At 48.5% G+C, this 23,767-nt stretch carries 24 protein-coding genes; 15 read left to right on the top strand and 9 right to left on the bottom strand.

What is annotated here, in order from left to right; genetic code table 11:
* Positions 1-25 precede the first annotated feature (25 nt).
* Both G451_RS0118520 and G451_RS0118515 read right to left on the bottom strand, forming a co-directional pair.
* Positions 26-514, bottom strand: a complete 489-nt coding sequence (locus tag G451_RS0118520; protein ID WP_034642851.1) for a peptidylprolyl isomerase — start codon at positions 512-514, stop codon at positions 26-28.
* A 57-nt stretch (positions 515-571) separates the two neighbouring features.
* The gene (locus G451_RS0118515; RefSeq protein ID WP_027185424.1) at positions 572-1,159 is read right to left on the bottom strand and encodes a hypothetical protein; all 588 of its coding nucleotides are present in this window, start codon (positions 1,157-1,159) and stop codon (positions 572-574) included.
* Between the two features lie 218 nt (positions 1,160-1,377).
* On the opposite strand from G451_RS0118515, the gene G451_RS0118510 reads away from it, so the two are divergent.
* Positions 1,378-1,626: a hypothetical protein gene (locus tag G451_RS0118510; RefSeq protein ID WP_027185423.1), complete on the top strand. Its 249-nt coding sequence runs from the start codon at positions 1,378-1,380 to the stop codon at positions 1,624-1,626.
* Positions 1,627-1,728: 102 nt separating this feature from the next.
* Here the strand turns inward: G451_RS0118510 and G451_RS0118505 are convergent, their stop codons facing one another.
* The gene (locus G451_RS0118505; protein ID WP_027185422.1) at positions 1,729-2,262 is read right to left on the bottom strand and encodes a DUF2087 domain-containing protein; all 534 of its coding nucleotides are present in this window, start codon (positions 2,260-2,262) and stop codon (positions 1,729-1,731) included.
* Between the two features lie 229 nt (positions 2,263-2,491).
* Between G451_RS0118505 and G451_RS0118500 the strand changes: the two genes are divergently transcribed.
* Positions 2,492-3,187: a class I SAM-dependent methyltransferase gene (locus G451_RS0118500; RefSeq protein ID WP_027185421.1), complete on the top strand. Its 696-nt coding sequence runs from the start codon at positions 2,492-2,494 to the stop codon at positions 3,185-3,187.
* A 94-nt stretch (positions 3,188-3,281) separates the two neighbouring features.
* On the opposite strand, the gene G451_RS0118495 is transcribed toward G451_RS0118500, so the two are convergent.
* Positions 3,282-3,605, bottom strand: a complete 324-nt coding sequence (locus G451_RS0118495; RefSeq protein ID WP_027185420.1) for a carboxymuconolactone decarboxylase family protein — start codon at positions 3,603-3,605, stop codon at positions 3,282-3,284.
* Between the two features lie 168 nt (positions 3,606-3,773).
* Here G451_RS0118495 and G451_RS30315 point away from each other — a divergent pair, with 168 nt between their 5' ends.
* From G451_RS30315 to G451_RS0118470, 5 genes are all read left to right on the top strand, one after another.
* The gene (locus G451_RS30315) at positions 3,774-4,241 is read left to right on the top strand and encodes a MarR family winged helix-turn-helix transcriptional regulator (protein WP_051261669.1); all 468 of its coding nucleotides are present in this window, start codon (positions 3,774-3,776) and stop codon (positions 4,239-4,241) included.
* Positions 4,242-4,292: 51 nt separating this feature from the next.
* Complete coding sequence (locus tag G451_RS0118485) at positions 4,293-4,979, top strand: DUF554 domain-containing protein (RefSeq protein WP_034642824.1); 687 nt, start codon at positions 4,293-4,295, stop codon at positions 4,977-4,979.
* 551 nt (positions 4,980-5,530) lie between these two features.
* Positions 5,531-7,231 carry a hypothetical protein gene (locus tag G451_RS0118480; protein ID WP_027185418.1) on the top strand — a complete coding sequence of 567 codons (1,701 nt, stop codon included), beginning with the start codon at positions 5,531-5,533 and terminating at the stop codon, positions 7,229-7,231.
* A gap of 168 nt (positions 7,232-7,399) precedes the next feature.
* Positions 7,400-7,834, top strand: a complete 435-nt coding sequence (locus G451_RS30310; RefSeq protein WP_051261668.1) for a DUF3302 domain-containing protein — start codon at positions 7,400-7,402, stop codon at positions 7,832-7,834.
* A gap of 2 nt (positions 7,835-7,836) precedes the next feature.
* Positions 7,837-8,958, top strand: a complete 1,122-nt coding sequence (locus tag G451_RS0118470) for an HlyD family secretion protein (RefSeq protein WP_027185417.1) — start codon at positions 7,837-7,839, stop codon at positions 8,956-8,958.
* A 145-nt stretch (positions 8,959-9,103) separates the two neighbouring features.
* Here the strand turns inward: G451_RS0118470 and rlmN are convergent, their stop codons facing one another.
* The 4 genes from rlmN to G451_RS0118450 form a co-directional block, all read right to left on the bottom strand.
* On the bottom strand, positions 9,104-10,144 hold the full coding sequence (rlmN, locus tag G451_RS0118465; RefSeq protein ID WP_027185416.1) for a dual-specificity RNA methyltransferase RlmN: 1,041 nt from the start codon (positions 10,142-10,144) through the stop codon (positions 9,104-9,106).
* Positions 10,145-10,212: 68 nt separating this feature from the next.
* Positions 10,213-11,535 carry an HD domain-containing protein gene (locus G451_RS0118460; RefSeq protein WP_027185415.1) on the bottom strand — a complete coding sequence of 441 codons (1,323 nt, stop codon included), beginning with the start codon at positions 11,533-11,535 and terminating at the stop codon, positions 10,213-10,215.
* Between the two features lie 59 nt (positions 11,536-11,594).
* Positions 11,595-12,878, bottom strand: coding sequence for a dihydroorotase (locus G451_RS0118455; protein WP_034642821.1), 1,284 nt, complete (start codon positions 12,876-12,878; stop codon positions 11,595-11,597).
* A gap of 159 nt (positions 12,879-13,037) precedes the next feature.
* A complete protein-coding gene (locus G451_RS0118450; protein WP_027185413.1) occupies positions 13,038-13,964 on the bottom strand; it encodes an aspartate carbamoyltransferase catalytic subunit in 927 nt (308 codons plus the stop codon).
* Between the two features lie 221 nt (positions 13,965-14,185).
* Between G451_RS0118450 and G451_RS30305 the strand changes: the two genes are divergently transcribed.
* From G451_RS30305 to G451_RS0118420, 6 genes are all read left to right on the top strand, one after another.
* The gene (locus G451_RS30305) at positions 14,186-16,150 is read left to right on the top strand and encodes a HAMP domain-containing methyl-accepting chemotaxis protein (protein WP_051261667.1); all 1,965 of its coding nucleotides are present in this window, start codon (positions 14,186-14,188) and stop codon (positions 16,148-16,150) included.
* Between the two features lie 109 nt (positions 16,151-16,259).
* A complete protein-coding gene (locus tag G451_RS35215; protein ID WP_281171572.1) occupies positions 16,260-16,388 on the top strand; it encodes a hypothetical protein in 129 nt (42 codons plus the stop codon).
* 88 nt (positions 16,389-16,476) lie between these two features.
* Entirely contained in the window at positions 16,477-17,277 is an 801-nt protein-coding gene (locus G451_RS0118435) for a 2-amino-3,7-dideoxy-D-threo-hept-6-ulosonate synthase (protein WP_027185412.1), read from the top strand.
* A 207-nt stretch (positions 17,278-17,484) separates the two neighbouring features.
* Complete coding sequence (locus tag G451_RS34245) at positions 17,485-17,739, top strand: EF-hand domain-containing protein (RefSeq protein WP_156921714.1); 255 nt, start codon at positions 17,485-17,487, stop codon at positions 17,737-17,739.
* A 560-nt stretch (positions 17,740-18,299) separates the two neighbouring features.
* Positions 18,300-18,677 (top strand): response regulator transcription factor, encoded by a 378-nt coding sequence (locus tag G451_RS0118425; protein ID WP_027185410.1) that lies wholly within the window; start codon positions 18,300-18,302, stop codon positions 18,675-18,677.
* Positions 18,678-18,709: 32 nt separating this feature from the next.
* Positions 18,710-20,755 carry a methyl-accepting chemotaxis protein gene (locus tag G451_RS0118420; protein WP_027185409.1) on the top strand — a complete coding sequence of 682 codons (2,046 nt, stop codon included), beginning with the start codon at positions 18,710-18,712 and terminating at the stop codon, positions 20,753-20,755.
* Between the two features lie 80 nt (positions 20,756-20,835).
* On the opposite strand, the gene G451_RS0118415 is transcribed toward G451_RS0118420, so the two are convergent.
* Complete coding sequence (locus tag G451_RS0118415; protein ID WP_027185408.1) at positions 20,836-21,876, bottom strand: SDR family oxidoreductase; 1,041 nt, start codon at positions 21,874-21,876, stop codon at positions 20,836-20,838.
* Positions 21,877-22,037: 161 nt separating this feature from the next.
* Between G451_RS0118415 and G451_RS0118410 the strand changes: the two genes are divergently transcribed.
* Together G451_RS0118410 and G451_RS30300 are read left to right on the top strand one after the other, a co-directional pair.
* The gene (locus tag G451_RS0118410; protein WP_027185407.1) at positions 22,038-23,240 is read left to right on the top strand and encodes a rhamnosyltransferase WsaF family glycosyltransferase; all 1,203 of its coding nucleotides are present in this window, start codon (positions 22,038-22,040) and stop codon (positions 23,238-23,240) included.
* A gap of 323 nt (positions 23,241-23,563) precedes the next feature.
* The coding region (locus G451_RS30300; protein WP_156921713.1) for a transposase at positions 23,564-23,767 on the top strand (204 nt) is incomplete at its 3' end.

Below are 23,767 nucleotides of genomic sequence, written 5' to 3'. Positions count from 1 at the left end.
GCCGACCCGGAACACGTCGGACAAATTAGTCGTCCACGCGAACAATACTCAAAATGCCGATGGGATCGACAGGCACATCATCAAAATAGCCCATGGAGCGAGTTTTGACCTTCTTGATTTTATCCACCACATCCATGCCATCAATAACTTCACCAAAGGCACAATAACCGAAGCCCTGAACGGTCGGCGCCGTGTGGTTGAGGAATTCATTGTCGGCAACATTGATGAAAAACTGCGACGTGGCGCTATGCGGATCCTGCGTTCGGGCCATGGCGATGGTGCCACGCGTATTTTTCACTTCCGTCGAAGCTTCATTTTCAACCGGTTCGTGCGTCGGTTTTTCTTTCATACCGGCAGTCATGCCACCGCCCTGGATCATAAATCCATTGATGACACGATGAAAGACTGTGCCTTCATAAAATTCCTCGTCAACGTAACGCAGGAAATTTTCGACGGTCTTTGGCGCTTTATCCGGCCACAGAGCAATGGTGATGTCCCCGAGGGAGGTTTCCATAAGAATGTTCAAAACAACTCCTTTGTATGTTTATCAGGTTGAGATTCGATTGTGTACTTAGTCAATGAGAAGACGCATACAGTCCGCTGATGCTTCAACAGGCAAGCAAGTCCACGAGTACTCATCAGCGTCGCGACCTTCATAGGTAATGGTGTCCAAAACCGAATAAAAGTCGTTTATGAGCACTCCCTCATTATTGTCTACATCATAACGAATCTGTTGATAGCGCAACAGGTGCAGCGTGAGGGAGTTTTCGTCGAATGCATTGATATTTCTCCATAAATACCAGCCCGTATTGGTATGATACATAAGCTGCATCCAAAACTCTTGACGCCGTTGGCATTCGCCGCCGTAGATACTTCCCCAGCTTGTGAAGTCGGTTTCGATCATCGGCGCCTTCCTGTCCAGTGGCTTTTCATCAATCTTGCGCAAAGTTTTGGAGCGACCGGAGAGTTTATGTGTTCGACTTTGACGAACAGTCATTTCAAATGTTTCATCGTATCGCCAAAGAAACAGCGTTGTGGAGCGGTCTTCAATCCAATTCTCTTTAAACCATTGTGCAGCCTTTGCCCGCTTCGTTTTCGGAGGAAAGCAATGAAAAAAGCATTCTGCCCCACGTCCTTTTATGAAAATCGTCAGATCCATGCCGCCTCCTCAAGCTTCACCCCCCGTATCGTCTCTTGAGACGAGTTGCAAGATGAGGGACGCCTCCTTTATTCGCTACAAATTTGTACACTAAACATTCTACTTGATTTCATCACGATAAAGTTACAAATAATGAAATATGGATTCGTTTTGGCGGAAAGTATCCGCATAATTCTCTACTCAACCCAACCCAACTTGAGAGAAAGGAGTAAGTACGTATGTCTATGAAAGCCACCTGGGAAAAAGTCTTCGAATATGCCTCTATGCCCGTTCACGGCACGCTTTCCCGCAAACTGCGTAAAGAAGTCAAGCTGCAACTCAATGACGGCACGGTATATGACGAAGCTGTTTTGTTCCTGGGCGAAGAATTCATCCGGATTACGTCCGAAGCCGATGGAGACACGGTGAACACCTACTATGACTGGGACAAAATCGTTTCGGTTCGGACCTACAGCAAAAAAGCCTAACGGCTATGTCTCAACGGCGATAATATACCGTTGATTCCCCAATAAGGCACTTATCACTTTCGATAAGTCAAAGGGAAGGGACGACTCCCTTCCCTTTTTACGTTATTGGCAACACCGTTTCATCAATTCCAAAGCATCGGCAGGTGGACGTCGCTCAAGCCGACGATACGACCGGCCATCCGGTGTCCTCACCATGAATCCCTGATCCACGAGTTCTCGACGCAGGAGGGCATGATCACCGAATACATGCAAAGCATTGAGCCGTTCATTGAGTTTGAGCTCAAAGAAATCCTGTCGTGCCGGAATGTGGGACCAAATCACCCAGAGACACAATATGCGTTGATTGTATTTTTTCGGCCAACGTATCAATCGGCCTTGTGCGTCGAAAAACCGGAGAAGTCGTTTTACCTTGACATAATCGACAGACTCGGGCTCGGGTACATTTCTATCCAGTTGTTCACGGGCGTCGCATTGTGCCCGAAAATGCTGAAAGTTACGAAATCCCGAAGCACGTGACAGCATGTTGAGCATTTCAACATGTCCAGGAGTCCGGTCCAGAGCAGAGAGTTGGTGTTTCAGAGAGCGGGCAAAAGAGGTAATATCGCCCACAGATAAAGGCATTTGCGTTCGAGACATAACGTGTCCTCGTTACCGCGCCTTTTTCCAGGCTGGAATGTCGGTGGTCGCCGTCTTCCGACACGGCACGGAAACACGGTGTCGGGAACAGAAAAAGTATGACAGGTTTAGCACCCATTGCTGGGCGGCGACGCCTTGGTGAACTGCCGACCGGAGGCAGACATACACGGGAACGGCATAACTGGCAATATTTTCTGCGCAACAAAAATCAAGACGTCGAAGGAACACCATGGGGTTTCAACTCACAGAAATCGTCCCTTGGGGGCGATCATTCTCCGAATATCGTTCAATGTTTGCATTAGGGCAGTCCGAACTATCCCGATCCATTCTCGGCTGCGGAGACGGGCCGGCATCGTTCAATGCCGATTTCAGCGCCCAGGGTGGTCGTATTGTGTCTGCCGATCCCCTTTATGCCTTCAGCGCCGAGGCCATTGCCGAGCGTATTGATGCGGTCTTCCAAACAGTGATGAAACAAATCCGAGCGAACCGTACAGATTATATATGGACGCACATCCGTTCGGAAGATGAACTCGGTGAGATACGCATGCAAGCCATGCGTCGATTTCTTGAGGACTATCCGGCAGGAATACACGAAGGGCGGTATGTGAATGCGGCGTTACCGAACCTGCCGTTTGAAAATGGGACTTTTGATTTGGCGTTGGTTTCCCATCTTCTCTTTCTCTACAGTAAACATATGGATTTCGACTTTCATCTTGCTGCACTCATCGAACTCTGCCGAGTCGCCCGGGAAGTGCGTATTTTTCCTCTCGTGGAACTCGACGGCACTCCTTCTCGACACCTGGAAAACATCATTGGCGCACTAACCCATAATGGAATGACGAGCCGCAAAGTTCGGACCGACTACGAATTTCAAAGAGGAGGTCACGATATGCTTGTTATAACCAACACAGAGACAGCGTCCTGAATATCTCACACATGCTCCCTCAAACACAAAAACAATGCCGCGTACCGGGCAATCTCCCTGCACGCGGCATTGATGTATCAAGCAAAAATCCAGCTTATTTCTGACAATCACACGAAATATTGCCAGCCATAATCTCTTTGATGTCGCCAAGAACATCATGCGTCCAGCAATCATCGGCTCCAGCCGCTTCACGCATAACGAGGGCTAAGATATAGGCAAGTTCTTTGAGACTTGCCCCGGCATCAAGCGCGCCTTTGAAATGTTTCAATACACAAGGTTTCGATCGCGCCTTGATGGACAACGCAAAACAAATGAACTGATATGTCTTTTCGTCAATACTCCGCTTTTCTTGGTACAACGCGTCCATGTCATCAAGCAAACCGGTAAATTCAGGAAAAAGTTGAGCTAAAAACCGCATACCGTAACCTCCAGTTTTATGATAAAAAAACACTAACTCCCGGTACGTTAGGCAAGGAGAATCGATAGATAATTTGAGCATGCTTACTCGTTCCCCTAGCCTTTTTCAACCATATCCGTGTGAAATTCATGCGTTGACGCTCCCAAAATAGTTGCGTACTGCAACTAAATGCATAACGACACATCACCATACATTCTCGATCAGTCTTTAGGGCATCTCGCATCGCGCTTTTCCCGTGTCATATTACGAGAAATCCATACGGCGTTTGCCGCGCAATCTGTTCCGCTCGCTACAGAACAATGGAGTGTGCTTGTCTATATCATGCACCACGACGGCGAACCGCAAGGCACATTGTGTGAGGCGCTATCGCGAGAAAAAACGGCCGTTGCTCGACTTGTCGCCACTCTTGAACGGCAAGGATACATCATGCGTCAACAATGCAAATCGGATGGCCGTGAAAAAACACTCCACCTTACACCGGCGGGCGTCACCCTCATGAAACAGGCGACCGAAATCGTTCAGAAAATACTCAACAACGCGACAAGAAATATTCCCCCTTCCGATCTTGATACATGTCGCCGTGTATTGAAAAAGGCGTGGGGCAATCTTACCGGCGCGGACGGGGCTTCACTATAGGACCGTTCTCGCCTCTTTTCTTTCTTTTTTGCGTTTCAGCAAAGGTGAATTATGCTTCCTATTGGTGCTTTTGTGAACGCGGCCGCGATTGTGGCCGGCGGAGGAATTGGTATAGGACTCGGGCGACGTCTGCCTGAGAAAATACGAGCAGGAGTCTTTCAAGGATTGGGTCTTGCAGTCTTGGCGCTCGGCATTCGGCTCAGCTTGAACTCAACCAAGCCCATCATCGTCATTGTCTCCATTTTGGCAGGCGTGGTTGTGGGCTCGGCCTTGTGTCTCGACGACTTTGTTGCATCGGCAAGCAATCGACTCAAAAAACATTTGCGATCCAACAATCCCCTGTTCACAGACGGATTTGTCCTCGCCGTTTCCATTTTTTGTCTCGGTTCATTGGCCTTGCTCGGCCCCATACAAGAAGGCGTCACCGGAGACCGAACACTCTTATATACCAAGGCCATTCTCGACGGAGTGACAGCCATGGCGCTGTGCTCTGTATACGGCGTGGGCGTCATTTGCGCGGTTTTTCCATTATTGATCTATGAATGTATTCTCACCATCTTTGCCAATAGCCTTCAGACAAGCATTACACCGTTTGCCATGAATGAGTTGACGGCAACCGGTGGTGTCATCGTCATGGGAATCGCCGTTAATTTATTGGAATTAAAGCGTATTCCTCTGCCGAACTTATTACCTGCATTGTTTTTTGCTGTTGGTATAGCCTTATGCATTGGTGGATAATCTGGTTGAAAGCAATTCTTTACGCTGTCTTCTTCTGAATTTATTTTTCTACAACACACTCGCAGAGAACATTTGTCTGAATAGATAAATGCGCTCTGTGAGTAGAGCATACATTTAGCATCTACCTCTTCTTTTTTATATACCACAGCAGATTTAATATCTTCACACTATATCGACGTAGTACAACTCTATAAGGAATTCACAATCGATGCTGCAGAAATATTCAAACCAGAAAATCACAAATTATCTTTCAAACTTGATTCTAAAAACAGAGAATAGTAATAGAATGAAGGACTATTATTAGTATTATCATTGCATGATGACGGATATGTCCGCAAACGGCGTACAGCTTCCCGAGAAAACACGTCGTCATCAGAACATGGCAAACGATTCTTCTCGCTTTTGAGAAGGTCATACAGAACACTTCAGCAGCGCCTAGCGACCGAGCGTCAGGAAATCTCGTTGCTATACACAACAATGCGAAAGCGTTGAAAAAAACTTGCGCCCAGTAATGCTTGATATTCAAGCTCATTCCTCACGAGAGCAATCCATTGAACGAAAATACAATCACCATTCATGTTCCGCCCCAAAGCCGTTGGCTTCCGCTTGTACAAGACGGAGTGCATCGCTATGCAGCGATAGTGGGTTTTTCCGACTTATTGAAAAAGAAAATCATGCTGTCCGTAATGGAAGCATGCGAAGAATTAGTGCGCTGGGCTGAACGCAGCGAGATTGATGTACCCTTTACCGTACTCCTTGATTATAAAAATGATGCGATATTCATCGATATCACATACGCCGCAGCCATCCGCCTCAACCCTTCCGAAACCGAAGAGTACGAGGTGCCAGACGCCAAAACGGATATTGAGAACATTACGGTAGATGCCTTGTGGCTCCATTTACTCAAAAAAAATATGGACCGTGTCTTCTTCCGTGTGCGGGGGAAAAAACGCGTTCTCAGTATGATCCTTTATCAACGCGAAGAGGGGAAGGAAAAGCGGGCCTGGGCGATGGCGTTAAAGCCAAAGCTTAAAAAAGGTCTGGAGCTGTATATCAAAGATAGTGAAGAAGAACATCCAAGCTCGGTGCTGCAAAAAGTCGGTACAACGGTACTCATTCTCAATCCCAGCGAAACGTTTTTTGTACAAAACATGGATGGAACCAAGACCTTACACGATATCTATATACAGCATGTGGACTCTATTGGATTGGTTTCCCCCCATTTGCCAATCCAACTTTATGAACACCTCGAACGAATGGGCATGCTCAGCGATTCGACGGAAGAAACAGGCAAAATTACCGGAAAACAAATCCTGCTGAAACTCATCAACCCATCGTTCTCAATTCCACATTCTGACGCCATTGTCACCGCCATACACAACAAGATACGGTTTCTCTTTTCCCCCATTGCGATTGGAATATTACTTCTCATCGGACTTTCCGGATTCTATCCGCTTTGGGACAAATTTCATCATTTCCTCACCATATTCATCGGCCTGGAAAAGACCATAGTCAATTCGCCCCATATACTGATTTGCACGTACATTTTAGTCACCGCCCATGTTCTTCTCCACGAACTTGGACATGGTGTGGTCTGTAAACATTATGGGGGGCGTGTACCTCGCATTGGGATTATGTTTTACCTGGCATTTTTCATTTTCTTCTGTGACACAACAGCCGCCTACACATTTCCTAAAAAATATCAGCGGATTTTGGTCTCTCTGGGCGGCCCCATCGTCAGCTTTGTCATTTTTGGAATAGGACTCTGGTGTTCGTGGTTATTGTGTCGCAATTCGCCCGGAGGGATAGGTTTCTGGGAGTCGACATTTGTTCTCTTCAGTGTGTCCAACGTTGTAGGGTTGTTCATGAATTTCAACCCATTTATTAAAATGGACGCGTACTACATGCTCCTGGATTTCACAGAAATTCAAAACCTGCGACAACGCTCCTTCGCGTTTATCAAACGCAAACTCTTTGGCTGGCTCGGATTCGGCTCGCCTCGAGATGTGAGGACAACGCATAATGAACGTAATATATTCTGGTGGTATGGCATCCTTGGCGGCGCGACGACTTTAATATTTTTTGTCTTGCCCATTGCGCAACTGAATATGCTACTGAAGGATGCGTCTCAGCATCAGGGACGACTTCTCTTCGTCATCGGTATCTGCTCGTTGATTTGCCTCAGGCTGGGATTACAAACGTACAATACCATGAAGAAACGATGGGCACGGGAGTACATCTTGAAAAAATAGCATCGTCTCGTCATTGCAGCAGACAATTCGAAGAAACACGGACAAGAAATATTTTAAAATTCCCCGTGACACTTTGGTTATTGTGCATGATAAAGAATACAATGAGTCGGAGAAAAAAATGGAGTTTTCGATGCTTTAAAAGACGTATGCCCATAAAGGAGGCTGAGAATGATCGAAACGTCGACAAGAATTCTAGACTGGATTGCCGCAGGCCTTCTCGTCTTTGTCTTTCTTGTTTTGGTGTACGGAATAATCTATATACATGATATTCCTTATAAATTAGCAAAAAAGCGAAATCACCCCCACCAAGATGCCATCCATGCTGCGGGTTGGCTCAGCCTCTTTTTACTCCACCTGATTTGGCCTTTATTATGGATATGGGCACTCCTCTATAAACCTGGCGTACAGACACGTACAAATGACTTCCTGCAAGACGGTTTTGCCTCAAAAGATGACACGCAGGCCCTGCGTGATGAAGTCGCGGCTTTGCGCGATCAAATCACGAAAGGCCGTGAATCGGTCCCGACTCATCAGGACGATACAGATGATAACATCGTGGCAGAAACACCCGCCCCCATAGAACCGTCAGGCCAGGAAGCATAATTATGGATATACTGATTGAACTAACCTATGCAGCGCTTGTCTTTGCAGCTTTTCGCATTTTCAAAATTCCTGCCAATAAATGGACCGTCACCACGGCAGTCGTGGGCGGTATTTTTGTTGTCGGCGGGATTTTTTTGACCATGGCGTATTACCATCCGTTTACATCGGAAGGCATTATCTACTTTCAGACCACGCCCATTATGCCGCAAGTTCGTGGGAAAGTGACTGATGTCCCGGTACAGAACAGTCGGCCATTAAAAAAAGGTGATATTCTTTTTAAAATCGACCCCACCCCCTTTCAAGCTGAAGTTGATTTGGAAAAGGCCAAACTGACGCAATCCCAGGATCGTATTCAACAGCTTCAGGCTCAAGTGCAAAACGCCGAAGCCCAAGTCAAACAGGCATCTGCAGCTTTAAACCTGGCGGCCGTGACGGAAAAACGCATGCGATCACTGATAAGTAAAGCGTCTATCAGCCAGCAGCGTTATGACCAATCTTTAGCCACCTTTAAAGAAGCGCAGCAAACTGAGGCCAGCGCCCAAGCTGAAGCAGTCCGCGCCCGGTCAGAGCTTGGCAGCCAGCAGGCCATCATCGAAGAAGCAAAAGCAAGACTAGACAAAGCCCAGTTTAACCTTGACTCCACCGTGGTTCGTGCTCCGTCGGATGGATACGTTGTCCAGGTACGATTACGTCCGGGAATGATGGCTGTCCCTTTGCCTCTCAAACCGGTGATGACATTCGTGAGTGCTGACAACACCTATCTTATTGGAGCATTCAAACAAAATCCCTTGCAAAATATCAAGCCTGGTAATGCGGTTGAAGTTATCTTCCCGGCTCTGCCTGGCCGAACGTTTCATGGAAAAGTTGACGCCCTTGCCGTTGCCATTGGTGAAGGTCAACTCCAACCGAATGCCGATATGATCAAAATCGAAAACAGCTTACCGCAAGGACGCGTCCCCGTATTCATTCATTTGGACGATGATATGTCCAAATACGACCTGCCGCCGGGGAGTGCGGCCAATGTGGCGGTCTACTCCCATGAGATGGAGTTTTTGGCCCCCATTCGTCAAATCTTGCTCCGTATGATGAGCTGGAAAAACATCATTTGTTTCGAGGTATTGTAGCTCAAAACTGTTTTCCATCCCGATATTGTATACTCTGATCGAGCGATGAAAAAAAATGCTGCCGGCAACATGGGATTATACCCGTTGCCGGCAGCATTATTGCTTTGGGTGAGAGAGCTTGACGTAGAGACTACGTCAACACTCTTTATTCTTCAGGGTTGGCGGCAAGCTGACCGCAGGCGGCTTTAATATCGGAGCCTTTGCTTTTACGTAACGTTGCCGTGAAACCTTTGGCCCGGAGCACATTTTGAAATGCTTCGACACGGGCAGGGTCAGGGCGTTTGAAAGGCAGTCCGGGCGATGCGTTATAGGCAATGAGATTAATTTTGGCTTTTACTCTCGACAACAGGCGAATGAGTTCCCGGGCATGTTCCGGTTCATCGTTGATTCCGCCCAATAACAGGTATTCAAACGTGATACTCTCTCGATTTCGGATAGGGTAGCGGGCGAGCTCGTCCATAAGTTCGGCAAGAGGGGTCCGAGCGGCCTTAGGCATAATCTGTTCCCGAATCGCCTGATTCGGCGCGTGCAGGGAGACAGCCAGCGATGACAAGGCAAGCTCGCCAAGCGCTTGGAGCTTCGGCACAATCCCAACCGTCGAAACCGTTATACGGCGCGTTGAAAAATCAAGTCCCAAGTCTGAATTAAGACCGTGCAAACTTCGTTCGAGCGCCTCGAAATTGAGCAGGGGTTCCCCCATTCCCATAAATACCAAGTTACGCAAACGGAGCGGTTCTTCATGTTCCTCCAGCCAACGCCGAGCCACAAGGATTTGTCCCAATATCTCACCCGACGTCATATTTCGGGTAAAACCGAGGGTCCCGGTGCTGCAAAACCGGCATCCTAACGCGCATCCGACCTGTGTGGAAAGGCACTGCGTAAAATGATCTTTTTCTGGAATAAGAACCGTTTCCACTTTGCTGCCATCGTCGAGTCCGAGTAAAAACTTTACCGTTCCATCCGCACTGACCAGAGCTTTTTCTACCATAGGCCAACGGATTTCAGCAGTATCGCTCAACTGTGCCCGCGCGTCTTTGGACAGATTCGTCATGGCTTCAAAATCGACAACGCCCTTTTGCCAGATCCATTGCCAGACTTGCTTGGCACGAAATGGTTTTTCCCCGAGATCGGCCATAAAGTCGGTGAGTTCGGGCTGCGTAAATTCAAGGAGATTGGATTTCATCATGTATCTGGCATCATGTCCGGATGGTGTGAACAGAGGGGCGTTGTCGGGCAACGCCCCCTTGCTTGCTCTTACCCGAGCTTTTCTTTCTTATAGTACTCTCTCACGAATTCCATGGCTTCCTCTTCCGAGGAGACATCACCCTGTATCTGCGCAGTCATCAGCGCTTCGCGGATAATGCCGACCCCCGGTCCGGGTTTAAGGCCGGTGAGCTGCATGATGACCGTACCATTCAAAATGGGGTCGCCCATCGCAACGCCAGTATCAAGACGTTCGAGCATTTTCATATTGTGGTTGAACTCGCGAAAGCTTCCACCACGGGCTTTAATGTCGGCTCGTGTCATTTCGATCAGTCGTGGATATTCATCCAACGCCGCAAATCGACGAATGCCGCGTTCGGTCAGCATGAAATGCAATCGCATGTGATTGCGTACCAAATGACAGACCAAATCCACATCTTCTGGAGCAAAACCGAGTCGTTTGAGAATCTTTCGGGTCACTTTGGCACCGACTCGGTGATGCTGATAAAATGTCCAGCGGCCATCAAAAAATTCAGCCGTATGAAGTTTGCCCACATCATGGAACAGGCATGCCAGCACACCGAACCAGTCATAGGGCAGTTCTTCCGGATAACGTTCCATAACAGCCAGCGTATGGTCGAAAACCGTTTCTTCCTCGCTCTCGACTTTGAGATGCTTAATACGAGCCATCGCGGCGATCTCAGGAATAAGTCCATGCAGAATCATGGAGTCATACAACAGACCGACAAACGCATGCATGTTTTCAGCTTCGACTTTGCGCCATTCATCCATGATATCCGTGACGGAGACATAATCGAGAATACGTCTCGCGCCCCGCATAATGGCTATCCACGTGTTTGCTTCAATGGGCAAACCATAGTTGGCTGAAAAACGCAGAGCACGAACTCCGCGCAGGTAATTTTCTTTGAGCGTTTGATCAGGAATCCCCAGGAATTTCACTTCTCCCTGGCTGAAATCGACAAACCCATCCTGCGCATCCTCGGAGCGCGGCAAAAACGGACAGGCAAGCCCGAGCGGGATATCGCCTTCTTCACCGAGTCGACGCAACAATCGCGGCGTGACCTTGGCGACACATTCTTCGGGATGTGATGCATCTTCCGTATCCGAGGGATAGAACCGGTACGTGGTGTCGGCCTCGCGCAAGACCGCCCAAACTCCGTCTGCTGCGCCTTCAGCAATATTCGGGAAGAGCTTTTTCAGTTCGGTATGATCGGCATCCGAAGCAATATCGATTTCGATCGAATCCAAATCCAGAAAGTCATTTTGCAGATTCGCATTGACGACATAGGCATCGAAGCCATTGCGCATGATGGTTTTGCACAGAGCGACGGCGTCTTGGAACGGTTCCGCCATGCGGGTGCTCCTTCGGGTTAAACAGTTGAGATCAATTGACGTACTGCCCGTGGCAACGTTTAGCCTTCGTACACTTTTTCACCGCCAATGTAATGGCCGCGGACAAGGCCGGGCAAGGTACGACCGTAAAGCGGCGTATTTTTTCCTTTGGATGCCATGGTTGCAACAGTTGGCGACCATTGGGCAGAAGTATCGAACAAAATAAAGTCGGCCGGATCTCCAGGTAAAAACCGGTTTTGCGGCAACCCGAAAATACTGGCCGGCCCGTGACTCCATAAACGGACGAGATCGTCCGGCGTCAGTTTGTTATCCTGGACAAGCATCCAGGTGGCCGACAATGCCGTATCCAATCCCGAAATGCCACACGGCGCTTCGTCAAACGGATGCTCTTTTTCATGGGCGGCATGCGGGGCATGGTCCGTGGCCAAAATATCGACAACACCGGATCGCACGGCTTCAAGAAGACACTGCTGATCGTCCCGTGTGCGAAGAGGAGGGTTAACTTTGGCTGCAGTGTCGTATCCCTGAACAGCCTCTTCGGTGAAAAGCAAGTAATGGGGGCAGGTCTCTGCCGTGACACGTACACCCCGCTTCTTGGCTGCAGCGAGAAGCTCCACGGTTTGACGGCAGGACACATGCGCGAGGTGAACCGGAACATCGAGAAATTCGGCCAAGAGGATATCACGAGCGGCCTGTAACGCCTCAGAAGCCGTTGGTTGTCCGCGTAAACCAAGCCGTGCAGCAACTTCACCTTCGTTCATTCCAGCGGCAGGGGCCATATACGGATCTTCGCAATGGTCAATGACGATTTTTTCGAGATCCGAAGCGTATTCCAATGCATGTCGAAACAGTTCCGTATCCGCTACCGGCAGACCGTCGTTTGAAAAGGCAACACAACCAGCCGCGGCCAGCTCTGCCATAGGAGCCAATTCCGCTCCCTTCAATCCGACAGTCAAAGCACCAATCGGAAAAAGACGGGGGCCCAAAGGACGCACGGTTCGCGCTTTGGCCAACATCATAGTCGTGACCGCGCCACGGTCGTTGACCGGATCGGTATTGGCCATACACATGACATTGGAAAATCCACCACGAGCAGCCGCAGCCAACCCGGATGCAATATCTTCCTTCCATTCAAATCCAGGCTCGCGCAAATGGGCATGCGCATCCGTCAGACCGGGAAGCAGAGTCTGGCCGGTGGCGTCTATCACCCTCTCCGCCCCTTCAAAAACCCGATGAGAATCATAATCAAGGACATCGGCAACTTGCCCGTCTTCAACAACCAAATCGACGGGGCGTCCATCCTCAATCGCAAACCGAGCTCCTCGGAATACGCGTTGCGTCATGGCAATCTCCTTATGCCATCCGGATGTTCCTCATAGAGGAATCCCCGGAAAATTCAAAACACTGAATACGGCCGACATGACTGTTCCCGCCCTCCTCCATTGACGTAAAGAAGGGAGATGTCTTTCTCGACAATCCCGACCATACGCTTTCCGGATCAACTAATCCTTGCGGGTGATATAGAGATGCAGCAGTGCCATTCGCACGGCAACACCCGACGCCACCTGATCAAGAATGAGCGAATCTGACGCGTCGGTGACGTCTGAAGCGATCTCCAATCCTCGGTTCACTGGTCCCGGGTGCAGGACAACCACATTATCCGAGGCAACGGCCAAGTGTCGACGAGTCAGACAGAACAGCCGGGCATATTCACGTAAATCGGGCAGAAGTCCGGCTTTTTGCCGTTCAAGCTGCAAACGCAAACACATAATAGCATCCACGCCGCGCACCGCTTCATTGAGATCGCTGTACACCTCGACCCCAAACGTTTTCACGGTCGGAGGCAAAAGGGTCTTCGGCGCGCATAATCGCACATTCACCCCAAGCATAGTAAGCAGGTGAATATTCGACCGAGCTACTCGAGAATGCGCAATATCTCCCAAAATGAGGAGTGTTTTTCCGGCGAAAGCTCCCTGCCAGCAATTGGCGAGTGTGAATGCATCGAGCAAAGCTTGTGTGGGATGGGCGTGCCAACCATCCCCGGCATTGATGACGGAACATTCCAAATGATTGGCCACAAAGGCAGCAGCACCGCTTGATTGGTGCCGAATCACCACGGCATCGGGGTTCATCGCCTGCAAGGTAAGCACCGTATCTTTGAGGGACTCTCCTTTTTGCAAGGAGCTTCCACTCTTAGAAAGGGAAAAGGTGTCGGCAGATAATCGTTTTCCCGCCATATCGAAACTTGTCTTTGTGCGGGTGCTTGGTTCAGCAAAAAAAAGAATAACGCTGCGCCCTTTCAATGTCGGCACTTTCTTGACGAGGCGGGCGTTGACCTTAGCAAATTCGCGTCCGGTCGCGATGATCATATCAACATCTTCGCGTGACAATTGGGACACGTCCAACAGATCCTTGTGGGACCAGTTCATGAAGGGGCTACTCCGTACTTGGCATGGCGTTAAAACAGCCTCCCCCGCGGGGAGCGATGAATTTTTTCACAAGCAGCTGGCCGCGTCAATGTCAGGTTTGCGTGGTTTCCCTCTCACTCAAGACCATTTTCATTTGATTCAAAAAGCGATACGCAGCTCAAGTCCTTGTCGTTGTTTTATCCGTTGCGCCAATTGTTGCAATCTCATATGGGAGCATATTCATGGCAAAGCTCACGTTAGCTAAGAAGCTAATTCTTGGTTTCGGTCTCATTACCCTGTTCATGATCACCACGGCCGTCGTTGGAATCTTTTCCATTCAAAATGCCGGTGACAACTTTAGCACCTATCAACACCTGGCGTCGACCTACGATTTGTCCAGTCGTATGCAAGCTGACATGCTCATGGTACGAATGAACGTCAAGGATTTCATCTTGAAAGGGAAAGAAGAATCCTTCAAGAGGTACAAGGAATATCTTAGCAGCCTTGATACACTCCTTGAACAGGCAAAAAACAACATCACTGCTCCTGAAAGTGCATTAAAAATAGAAAAATCAATCAATAATATACAAACATACCGTGATTATTTTTCTCGCATTGTTGAACTTCAACGAAAGTATACAGCACTTTTTGATGGAATTCTTGCAAAACAAGGTCCTGTTCTCCATCAGACGATGTCCTCTGTTATGCAGGAAAGTTATAACTTAGGAAATACAGAACTCACCTATTTGGCTGGATCGGCACTGGAGCAGTTGCTTCTTGTACGTTTTCATGTCGTTATGTTCCTCTCAGCCAACACACAAGCGAATGTGGATTCCGTAAAAAAAGAACTTGCCACATTTAAAACAATTATTAGCCAGCTTAACGTCGCAACGACATCTCCCATTATCAAGCAAACAGCTGCGAAAGTATTGCAGATCTTTTCCGAATACGACACGGCCTTCGACCAACTCGTCCAAGTCATCTTCACTCGAAATGATATCATCGACAACACACTGGAAGTCCTCGGCCCTCAATTTGCGTCTGATCTGGAAGCGGTGAAGGCATCGCTCCAGCATGAACAGAATATCCTGGGCCCCGAGGTCGCTCGCAAAAACAGCCAAGCCCTCACGTTGATTATTGTCATCAGTGTCGCTGCTATTGTTATTGCCGTTTTAGCTGCGTTGATAATTATTCGCAGTGTGCTTGCACAGCTTGGTCGGGATCCAGCAATCATTGCGGATATTACTCGACAAGTCGCTCAAGGTGATCTTGATATCTCCTTTGAGAATTCTGGCATGCGTGGTGTCTACGCCGATATGCACAACATGGTTTCCCGACTCTGCAATGTGGTAACAGAAGTTTCGACAGCTTCGGAAAACGTGGCTGCTGGAGCTGAAGAACTCTCGTCGTCCAGTGTTTCATTGTCTCAAGGGGCAACAGAACAGGCGGCCAGCGTCGAAGAAGTTTCCTCATCAATGGAAGAAATGACGTCTGGCATTAAACAAAATGCCGAAAATGCCAACGTGACCGAATCGATGGCACTCAAAACGGCAAAGGACGCCAAAGAGGGAGGCGAAGCCGTCAATGCAACTGTCGAGGCGATGAAACAGATTGCAGAGAAAATAACGATTATCGAAGAAATCGCCCGACAGACCAACCTTCTTGCCTTGAATGCAGCAATTGAGGCCGCACGCGCTGGTGAACACGGCAAAGGATTTGCCGTTGTTGCCGCCGAAGTCCGAAAATTGGCCGAACGAAGCGGTACAGCGGCCGGCGAAATTAGCGAACTCTCGTCAACCAGTGTCAGCATCGCCGAAAAGGCTGGACGGATGCTTGCGCAGATCGTCCCTGATATTACGCGAACGGCGGATCTTGTGCAGGAAATTACCGCGGCAAGCAACGAGCAAAGCGCTGGTGCAAGCCAGATAACGAAAGCCCTCCATCAGTTTGACCAAGTGGTACAACAAAACGCAGCCGCCGCAGAAGAAATGTCTTCCACCAGTGAAGAATTATCAAGCCAAGCGCAACAACTGATTCAAATCATGCAATTTTTCAAAATCAATAATTACCATGGGCACACACAGAACCATAACCCGCAAAAAGTCGTCAAAGTGGTGAAAAAGACATCACCACAACGACCAATTCCAACACAACGACGTTTCGAAATCGACACGCACCCATTGGATACAGATTTCGAACAATTTTAGGGATTAGTTTTGTTTTAGCATGGTGACTTTCCTGGTTCATTTTCACAAGAGTCTATACTTCCGGTGTTTATGCTTGACAGACGGAACCTGTCATCGATAGGAAGAATATATGATTGCACAACACAAGAGTTTTGCCGTGGATTTTTACGGCTTAGCGCAGTACTTTTCGTACCCCTATTATTACCTTCCAGATATCACGCCGCGGTCGAGCGTGCTGGAAGACGTGCATTCAATGTAAAAAAACGGTCCACACCTCCCGACAACGCCTCAAAGGCCGCGGCTTCATGCCGCGGCCTTTTTTTTGGCACAACCACAAGGAGCATCTCATGCAAATCGGAAAAGCCATTCGTCGTGAACGCATTTTCAACCGTGACACAAACCGCACTATTATTGTTCCCTTAGACCATGGTGTCAGTGTTGGCCCTATTTTTGGCCTGACTGATATGAAAAAAACCGTAGGAAACATCGTTGAAGGTGGCGCGAATGCCGTCCTCATGCATAAAGGATTGGTTCGCTGCGGACACCGAACGCAAGGCAAAGATATTGGCCTGATCGTTCATTTGTCGGCCAGCACAAACCTGTCGCCATTCCCTGGAGCCAAAACCCTGGTCTGCACGGTCGAAGAAGCCATTACGCTGGGAGCAGACGCCGTGTCGTTACATATCAACCTGGGCGATGAGGCAGAGGCTTCCATGCTCGGTCATCTTGGTGAGGTCAGCAAGGCGGCTTCGTCGTGGGGGATTCCGATTCTGGCCATGATATACGGTCGAGGCCCCAAAATCGCGAATGAATTCGACCCGGAAATTGTTGCACATTGTGCACGCGTTGGCGTGGAACTCGGTGCTGACGTGGTCAAAGTACCGTACACCGGCGAGCCGGAATCATTTAGCAAAGTCGTAGACGGAAGCTGCATCCCTGTTGTTATTGCTGGAGGTCCTAAAACCCCGGATACGCGCAGCTTTCTCAAAATGGTTGAGGAATCCGTTCAAGCCGGTGGAGCAGGGCTTTCTGTTGGACGAAACATTTTTCAACATAAAGACCCGAAAACCTTATTGAAAGCACTGAACCTCATTGTTCATGGAGAGTACAGCACTGACGACGCCATCGCTCAGGTGGGAGATCTGTAGCTGGCCGACGTGGCGCGTGATGGATGTCTTTCCGGGACGCGCCATGACAAAAAGATATTGGAGAGCCATTTTTTAAGGCATGACGATTGGAATGCTTTTGAACGCGTAGAATATCGTTTATTGACATTTCGTGGAGAATTCAGGATAGGACAGCAAGACGTCTCCCCATCGCATCGGTTCAACAATCAACCACATGGAGAAGAAAAAATGAAAAAACTTTTATCCACGCTGTTCGTTCTTGCCCTCGTCGTCACGAGCTCTTTCGCGCTCGCCTCTTCGGATGCAGATTTTGATGCATTGGACACAAACAAAGACGGCAAAGTTTCGAAAGATGAATTCATTGTCTGGTACCCTGTGCAGCAATTCGTCAAGGCCGACCAAGATGGTGATGGCTATGTTGTTGTGACAGAATGGGTGGCGGTGAAAGAAGACATGAAGCAATTCAAGAAAAACAATCAATAAGACCATTTTGAAGGGCCGGGGCGATGCGGCTCCGGCTCTTCATTCTCTAGGATTAGCCAGCAAACACTCTAGCCATCACTATTTCCATACTATTATAGTACATATTGTTTTTTCATTTCTTCTCCATTCCATGAAAAAACTGAAAGTTGTCTTTCTTCGCCACTCTTTTCTCCAATTATTCCCTCAGTTTTATGCGCTTTATCACAGTATGAAGTGTTTCCAATTTACACTTTTCCTTTACATTCTCCTCTTGCCGTATTTATAGAATCATGCAATAGAAAAGATAATCTCATCACTTTTTTCATGAAGTGAAAGAAGCAATCCATATACTTTGCATGGACGTTCCGTATATATCTCATCGTGTTTTTGGATTTTGTTCACTTTGAGATAGTATATGGACAGCAGCTCAAACGAAGAAATGTCATATTTTCACGACAGTGTCTTGCTTTCAAGACACAACGAACACACGATCTTTTAAATTTTCCTGTGATTTCAAAGAAATAAAAAACTATCTTGTTGGCATAGAAATTGTTTTCGTTTGCCCCAAAAGAGGCGAAGCTGTGAAAACTATTTTTATTGTCGATGATGATCGCTTGGTACGAGATAGTTTACGGCGCGGCTTAAGCGTGTACGGCTACAATGTACAGACCTTTGAAAAAGGATCCCAGGCTCTCAGGATGCTGGCAATTCAACCGGCTCATCTGCTTATTAGCGATGTGTTTATGCCTGATATGGATGGCCTGGAAGTGCTCCTCGCTGCCAAAAAACAGCAGGTCGATCTCAAACTTGTCGTTGTTTCGGGTGGAGCTGTGCGTTCTCCCTTGTCTCGTGACGATGCTCTTACCTTGGCCCGAACACTTGGTGCCGATGCTGTGATGAAAAAACCTGTAGCGCTCGACGAACTTGTCACCAATGTTCGCAGTTTGATTGGCGACTGACCAGGAACATTCAATTCCCGAGGAGAATGGCGATGAAGAACATGAAGCTGGCAGTAAAAATCGGAATCGGGTTTGGCGTTTTAATCGCCATTACCTGCGTGCTGGGGGGGATGGCTATCTTCAGCATGAAATCGGTTGAAACCCAGTCGATCATGCTCGATGAAGAATACATTCCGGAAGTTCTCATTGCCAACGACCTGGAACGTTCTTCCCAGGACACGATGCTGGCCATGCGATCATATGCATTAAGCGATGAGCAAATGTATTACGATGCAGCAATGTCGGATTTAGAGCAGGTAAAAAATTTCCTCGTTGAAGCCAAAAGCCATGCGGACCAATACGCAAGTCTCGTAAAACTGAAATCAGGAACTGAATCGGCTCAAAAAAATGTTGCCGAGTATGAGTCGCTTTCAAAACAAACGCGTGAAGTCAATCAACAAATAGACACTAACCGAGAGACTCTTGATACAGCGGCTATCAAGTACGCAAAGAATGCTTCTGATTTCCTGAAGGCGCAAAACGAAGTTATGCGCCAAGAAATCGAAGAATTTGCCGGTGTAGAAAAACTGAAATCTCGTCTACAAAAAATTACCTGGGTGAATGAGATCATCAATATAGGTAATGATACGCGCATCCGAAACTTCAAAGCGCAGGTCATGCGCGACATGACATTTATCAATAATGCTCTCACGAATTTTGACACGATAATCCTGCTTCTCGAAAAATTACGGGCTGTTACCGTGAAAGATGTAAATCTAAAGCAAATCGCAGCCATCCAAGAAGCGAGTGAAAATTACAAAAGCGCGATGCTTGAATTGCAGCGAAACTGGAAAGAGCGCACCGAACTTGGCCAAAAACGAAATCAAGCCGCGGACGCCGTATTGTCTTCAGCTCAGGAGATCGCTCAAGCCGGTCTTAAACAGACAACCGTCATCGCCAATGAAACAGCCAAGAACCTGGCTCAAGCTTCGTTTGTTCTTATCGTCGGTCTTGCCGTGGCAATAGTCTTAGGCATCATCATTGGCATCTTCCTCACGCGCTCCATTACAAAACCCATTATCCAAGGAGTCAACTTCGCCAAAGCCATGTCCAAAGGCGACTTCACCAATCGCCTTGAGATAGACCAAAAAGATGAGGTGGGTGAACTTGCCCGTGCGTTGAACGAAATGATTGCTCGATTGAGAGATGTTGTCGGTGAAGTGCAGACGGCTTCGGACAATGTCGCCACGGGAAGTGAAGAATTGAGCGCATCGGCCCAGGGATTGTCTCAAGGCGCCACAGAACAGGCAGCCAGCGTGGAAGAAATCTCATCGTCCATGGAAGAGATGACGGCAAATATCCGACAAAGTGCTGATAATGCCACTCAGACCGAATCCATTGCCATTCAGGCTGCGCGCGATGCTGAAGAAGGCGGAAAAGCCGTTATGGCAACAGTGGATGCCATGAAACAAATTGCCGAAAAAATTTCCATCATCGAAGAAATCGCTCGTCAAACCAATTTGTTGGCGCTGAACGCGGCCATCGAAGCAGCTCGTGCCGGTGAGCATGGCAAAGGATTCGCCGTTGTTGCCGCCGAAGTTCGTAAGCTGGCGGAACGCAGTGGATCGGCAGCTGGCGAAATTAGCGAACTGTCCTCATCCAGTGTCGAGATTGCCGAAAAAGCCGGGGATATGCTCGGCAAGATCGTGCCCGACATCAAACGAACGGCGGAACTTGTTCAAGAGATAGCCGCCGCCAGCAAAGAACAAGATGCGGGTGCCGGACAAATCAACAAGGCAATTCAACAGCTTGATCAGGTCGTCCAGCAAAACGCCTCCAGTTCAGAAGAAATGGCGTCAACAAGCGAAGAATTGTCGAGCCAGGCAGAACTGCTGATGCACACCATGGAATTTTTCCGGATTTCGCCGAGTGGACAGTCGGCTCAACAAAACGTACAGCGTACAGTCAAGGTGAAATCTGCGCCGCAAAAAGCCGGTCGCTTGCTCCCAGGAGCCGACGATGGTTCGGGAAAATCCACAGCCTCTCATGACGGCGTCATGCTGGCCATGGATGACGATGAAGGATTTGAACGCTTTTAAGCACTCAATACGATCATTCACATAAAACGCCGGTCTCGTTGCATGACGGGACCGGCGTTTTTGCGTGAAAACAGAGGTTCTCACACTTCCTTTTGCGCGTTTTGCACATACCATGCAGCGGCTTCGGCTAAACCGGCAGAGACATCGAATTGGGGCTCATACCCAAGCAAACGTTGTGCGCGGGTAATGTCAGCAAGGGAATGGCGCACATCCCCCGGCCGGAAAGAGCGAAATTCGGGTTCTGCTGTAGCGGCGTCAGCATTGAAAGGAATGACGACCTGACGAATAGCCTCAAAAAGCTTATTCAACGTAACCCGACGACCGTAGGCAATATTATATACCGTATTCTGTGCTTCTTCACGTTCAGTAGTTGCCGCGAGAAGATTCGCTTGAACGGTGTTATCAATATAGCAGAAATCTCGACTTGTTTGCCCATCGCCGTTGATAAAACATGGTGTGTTTGTCAGTAAGCCATTGAACCACAGCGGGATGACGGCCGCATACGGATTTCCCGGTTGTTGACGGCGACCGAAGACATTGAAGTACCGCAAACCAATGGTTTTTATCCCGTAAGTTTTGGAAAAAACTTTAGCGTAGACTTCCACAAACGCCTTGGTTGCCGCATATGGGGACAGCGGCATTCCAATACGCTCTTCAATTTTGGGAAGAAATGGATGATCACCGTATGTCGAGCTTGAACCAGCATAGACAAAACGCTTGACGGTCCCTGCATCTTTTATCGCCACAAGCATGTTCAGCGTTCCTGTCACATTGGCGTGGTGTGTGGCAATGGGATTATTTATACTGCGCGGCACCGAACCAAGAGCAGCCTGATGCAGCACATAATCGACGCCGGAAACAGCTTTGCGGACAGCGTCCATGTCGAGCAGATCCGCTTCCACCATGGTGAAACGAGACCAGGCTTCTGGTCCGACAAGACCTTGCACTTCAACCAGGTTCTCACGGTATCCATTGGAAAAATTGTCGAAGCCGACAACGGTTTGATTGAGACGAAGCAATGTCTCCACAAGGTTGGAGCCGATAAAACCGGCAGCGCCCGTAACGAGCCAGGTTCGTGGAGACTCTTGCAAAGTCTTTTTAAGGGTATCGTACGTGGTCATGACGTTTTGCCTTTTTTAAGAAAGCTTGTAGAAAAACCAAACAGAGGATATCTCTTGGTATAGCCTGGGCGTTCACAGCGGACACGTTCCCGAGGCATTGGCGGATGTGCACAAAATCTGTTCACTCAATTATAACTTGCGATCAGGACACCCACGTTTCTATGGATGTTTTTACCTTTGATAACGTCAGTTACGTTTCCCCCTTGCCCTCGATTCCTCAACTTCGTTGGGAAAAGGGCACGGCTCCCCGGTTCAATGCTATTCTTCCGAAAAGCATGCGGTATGTCCCTCCGGAGAATTTACTGACAGCATTGAGTCTGATTGCAGCGTTGTCTAAGACATATCCAGCGGTACGTTTCATCTTCCAGGAACCGCGTGGAGACGCCGAAGACATGTTCGATTTCAACGCGTATGTCAAACAGCTTCCTCAAAAGACGCTCCAGACTGCCAGCTACTCCGATGAAACGCCATTAGACGTCACGTCGTCCGATGTTTTCTTTTGTATGGACTGGACATCGGTGCTTCTCTGGCAGGCCCATGCCGCTCTCATGACGAAACACGGCCGGCCGCGCACGCCATTTTATTATTTCATTCAAGATTTCGAACCGGGGTCTGTTCCTTTTTCGAGCACATACGGACAGATATTGGCGACATATAACCACAAGCACTATACGCATGCCATCATCAATTCACTTGAACTGGGCGCTTTCTTTCGGAGACAGGGATTTTCGTTTGCCAAAACGTATACGTTAAAACCCTCGCTCAATGCAGCTATCGCGTCCTGGCTTCGCTCGGTCGATTTTATGCTCCCAGCCAAACCGAAATCGCCTTTGATGCTTGTCGTTTATAGTCGCCCGCAAATTCTACAAAATGCCTTTGATGCCGCCATGGCCGGGTGCAAACGATTTGTTGACGGACTATCACGCAAAGAGCGTCAAAATCTGCGCATTGTCAGCGTGGGAGACCATCACCAACATATTGATCTTCATGGCATGGAAGTTCGTTCACTCGGCTGGCTTGATGTTGAGGCGTATATCAACTTGCTTTCTTCGGCACATATGGGGCTATCTCTTAAGGTTTCTCCGCATCCGTCTTATCCTCCGCTGGAAATGGCGACAATGGGTCTGCACACCGTGACCAATGCATTCTACCCAGGGAAAGACCTCACGGGAAACCACCCGTTATTATTGTCGGTTTCAGCTCCTGACCCTGAGCTTATTGCCGCAAGTTTGGCTGAAGCACATGCACTTACGCGCTCCCAACCCACGGGAGCCACCCCTGTCATTCTGCCGGCAAGCCTGAGTATCCATTCCAGAGAAGAGGATATCGATAAACTCAGGATCGCGCCTATTATCCCCAAATAAGAACCGTTTTCTATCCTGCGTTGTTGCAAGCAGGTGCATATTGTTTTCGAGGCTCGTTCCTTCAATGAAACGAGTGCACTGACATCTCTCTCACACATGTCTTGCCCGCATAGAATTGGGGGAATGGAAGACTTTGTCGAAAACTGAAGCTCGTCAAAAAATCTATCAAGACAGCGCAGTGTCAAAAATATATTACACAGGGAGCGTATTCTCTCTTCACGGAATGCGCCCGGAAAGAACAGCTTTGCTTAGGTAGTGTCGTCACAAGATTGCTTTATTCTTCTTTTCCTGGCATCGGATACTAAAAGGAAAAAGAAGACAGAATGAAGAGTGCAGCACATAGACGACATGATATTTCTGACCGGGTATGGGAGTTGCTCGAACCTCATTTACCAGGAAGAAAAGGAACGTGGGGAGGTGTCGCCCATGACAATCGGCTTTTCATTAATGCCGTTTTCTGGATACTCCGAACTGGGGCTCCATGGAGAGATCTTCCACCCGATTACGGCGATTGGAAAAATACACAT

It is taken from the genome of Desulfovibrio inopinatus DSM 10711, assembly GCF_000429305.1.
GTDB lineage: Bacteria > Desulfobacterota > Desulfovibrionia > Desulfovibrionales > Desulfovibrionaceae > Alteridesulfovibrio > Alteridesulfovibrio inopinatus.
Note: the sequence above shows the minus strand (reverse complement) of the source record. Positions and strands in the feature narration are given on the sequence as shown.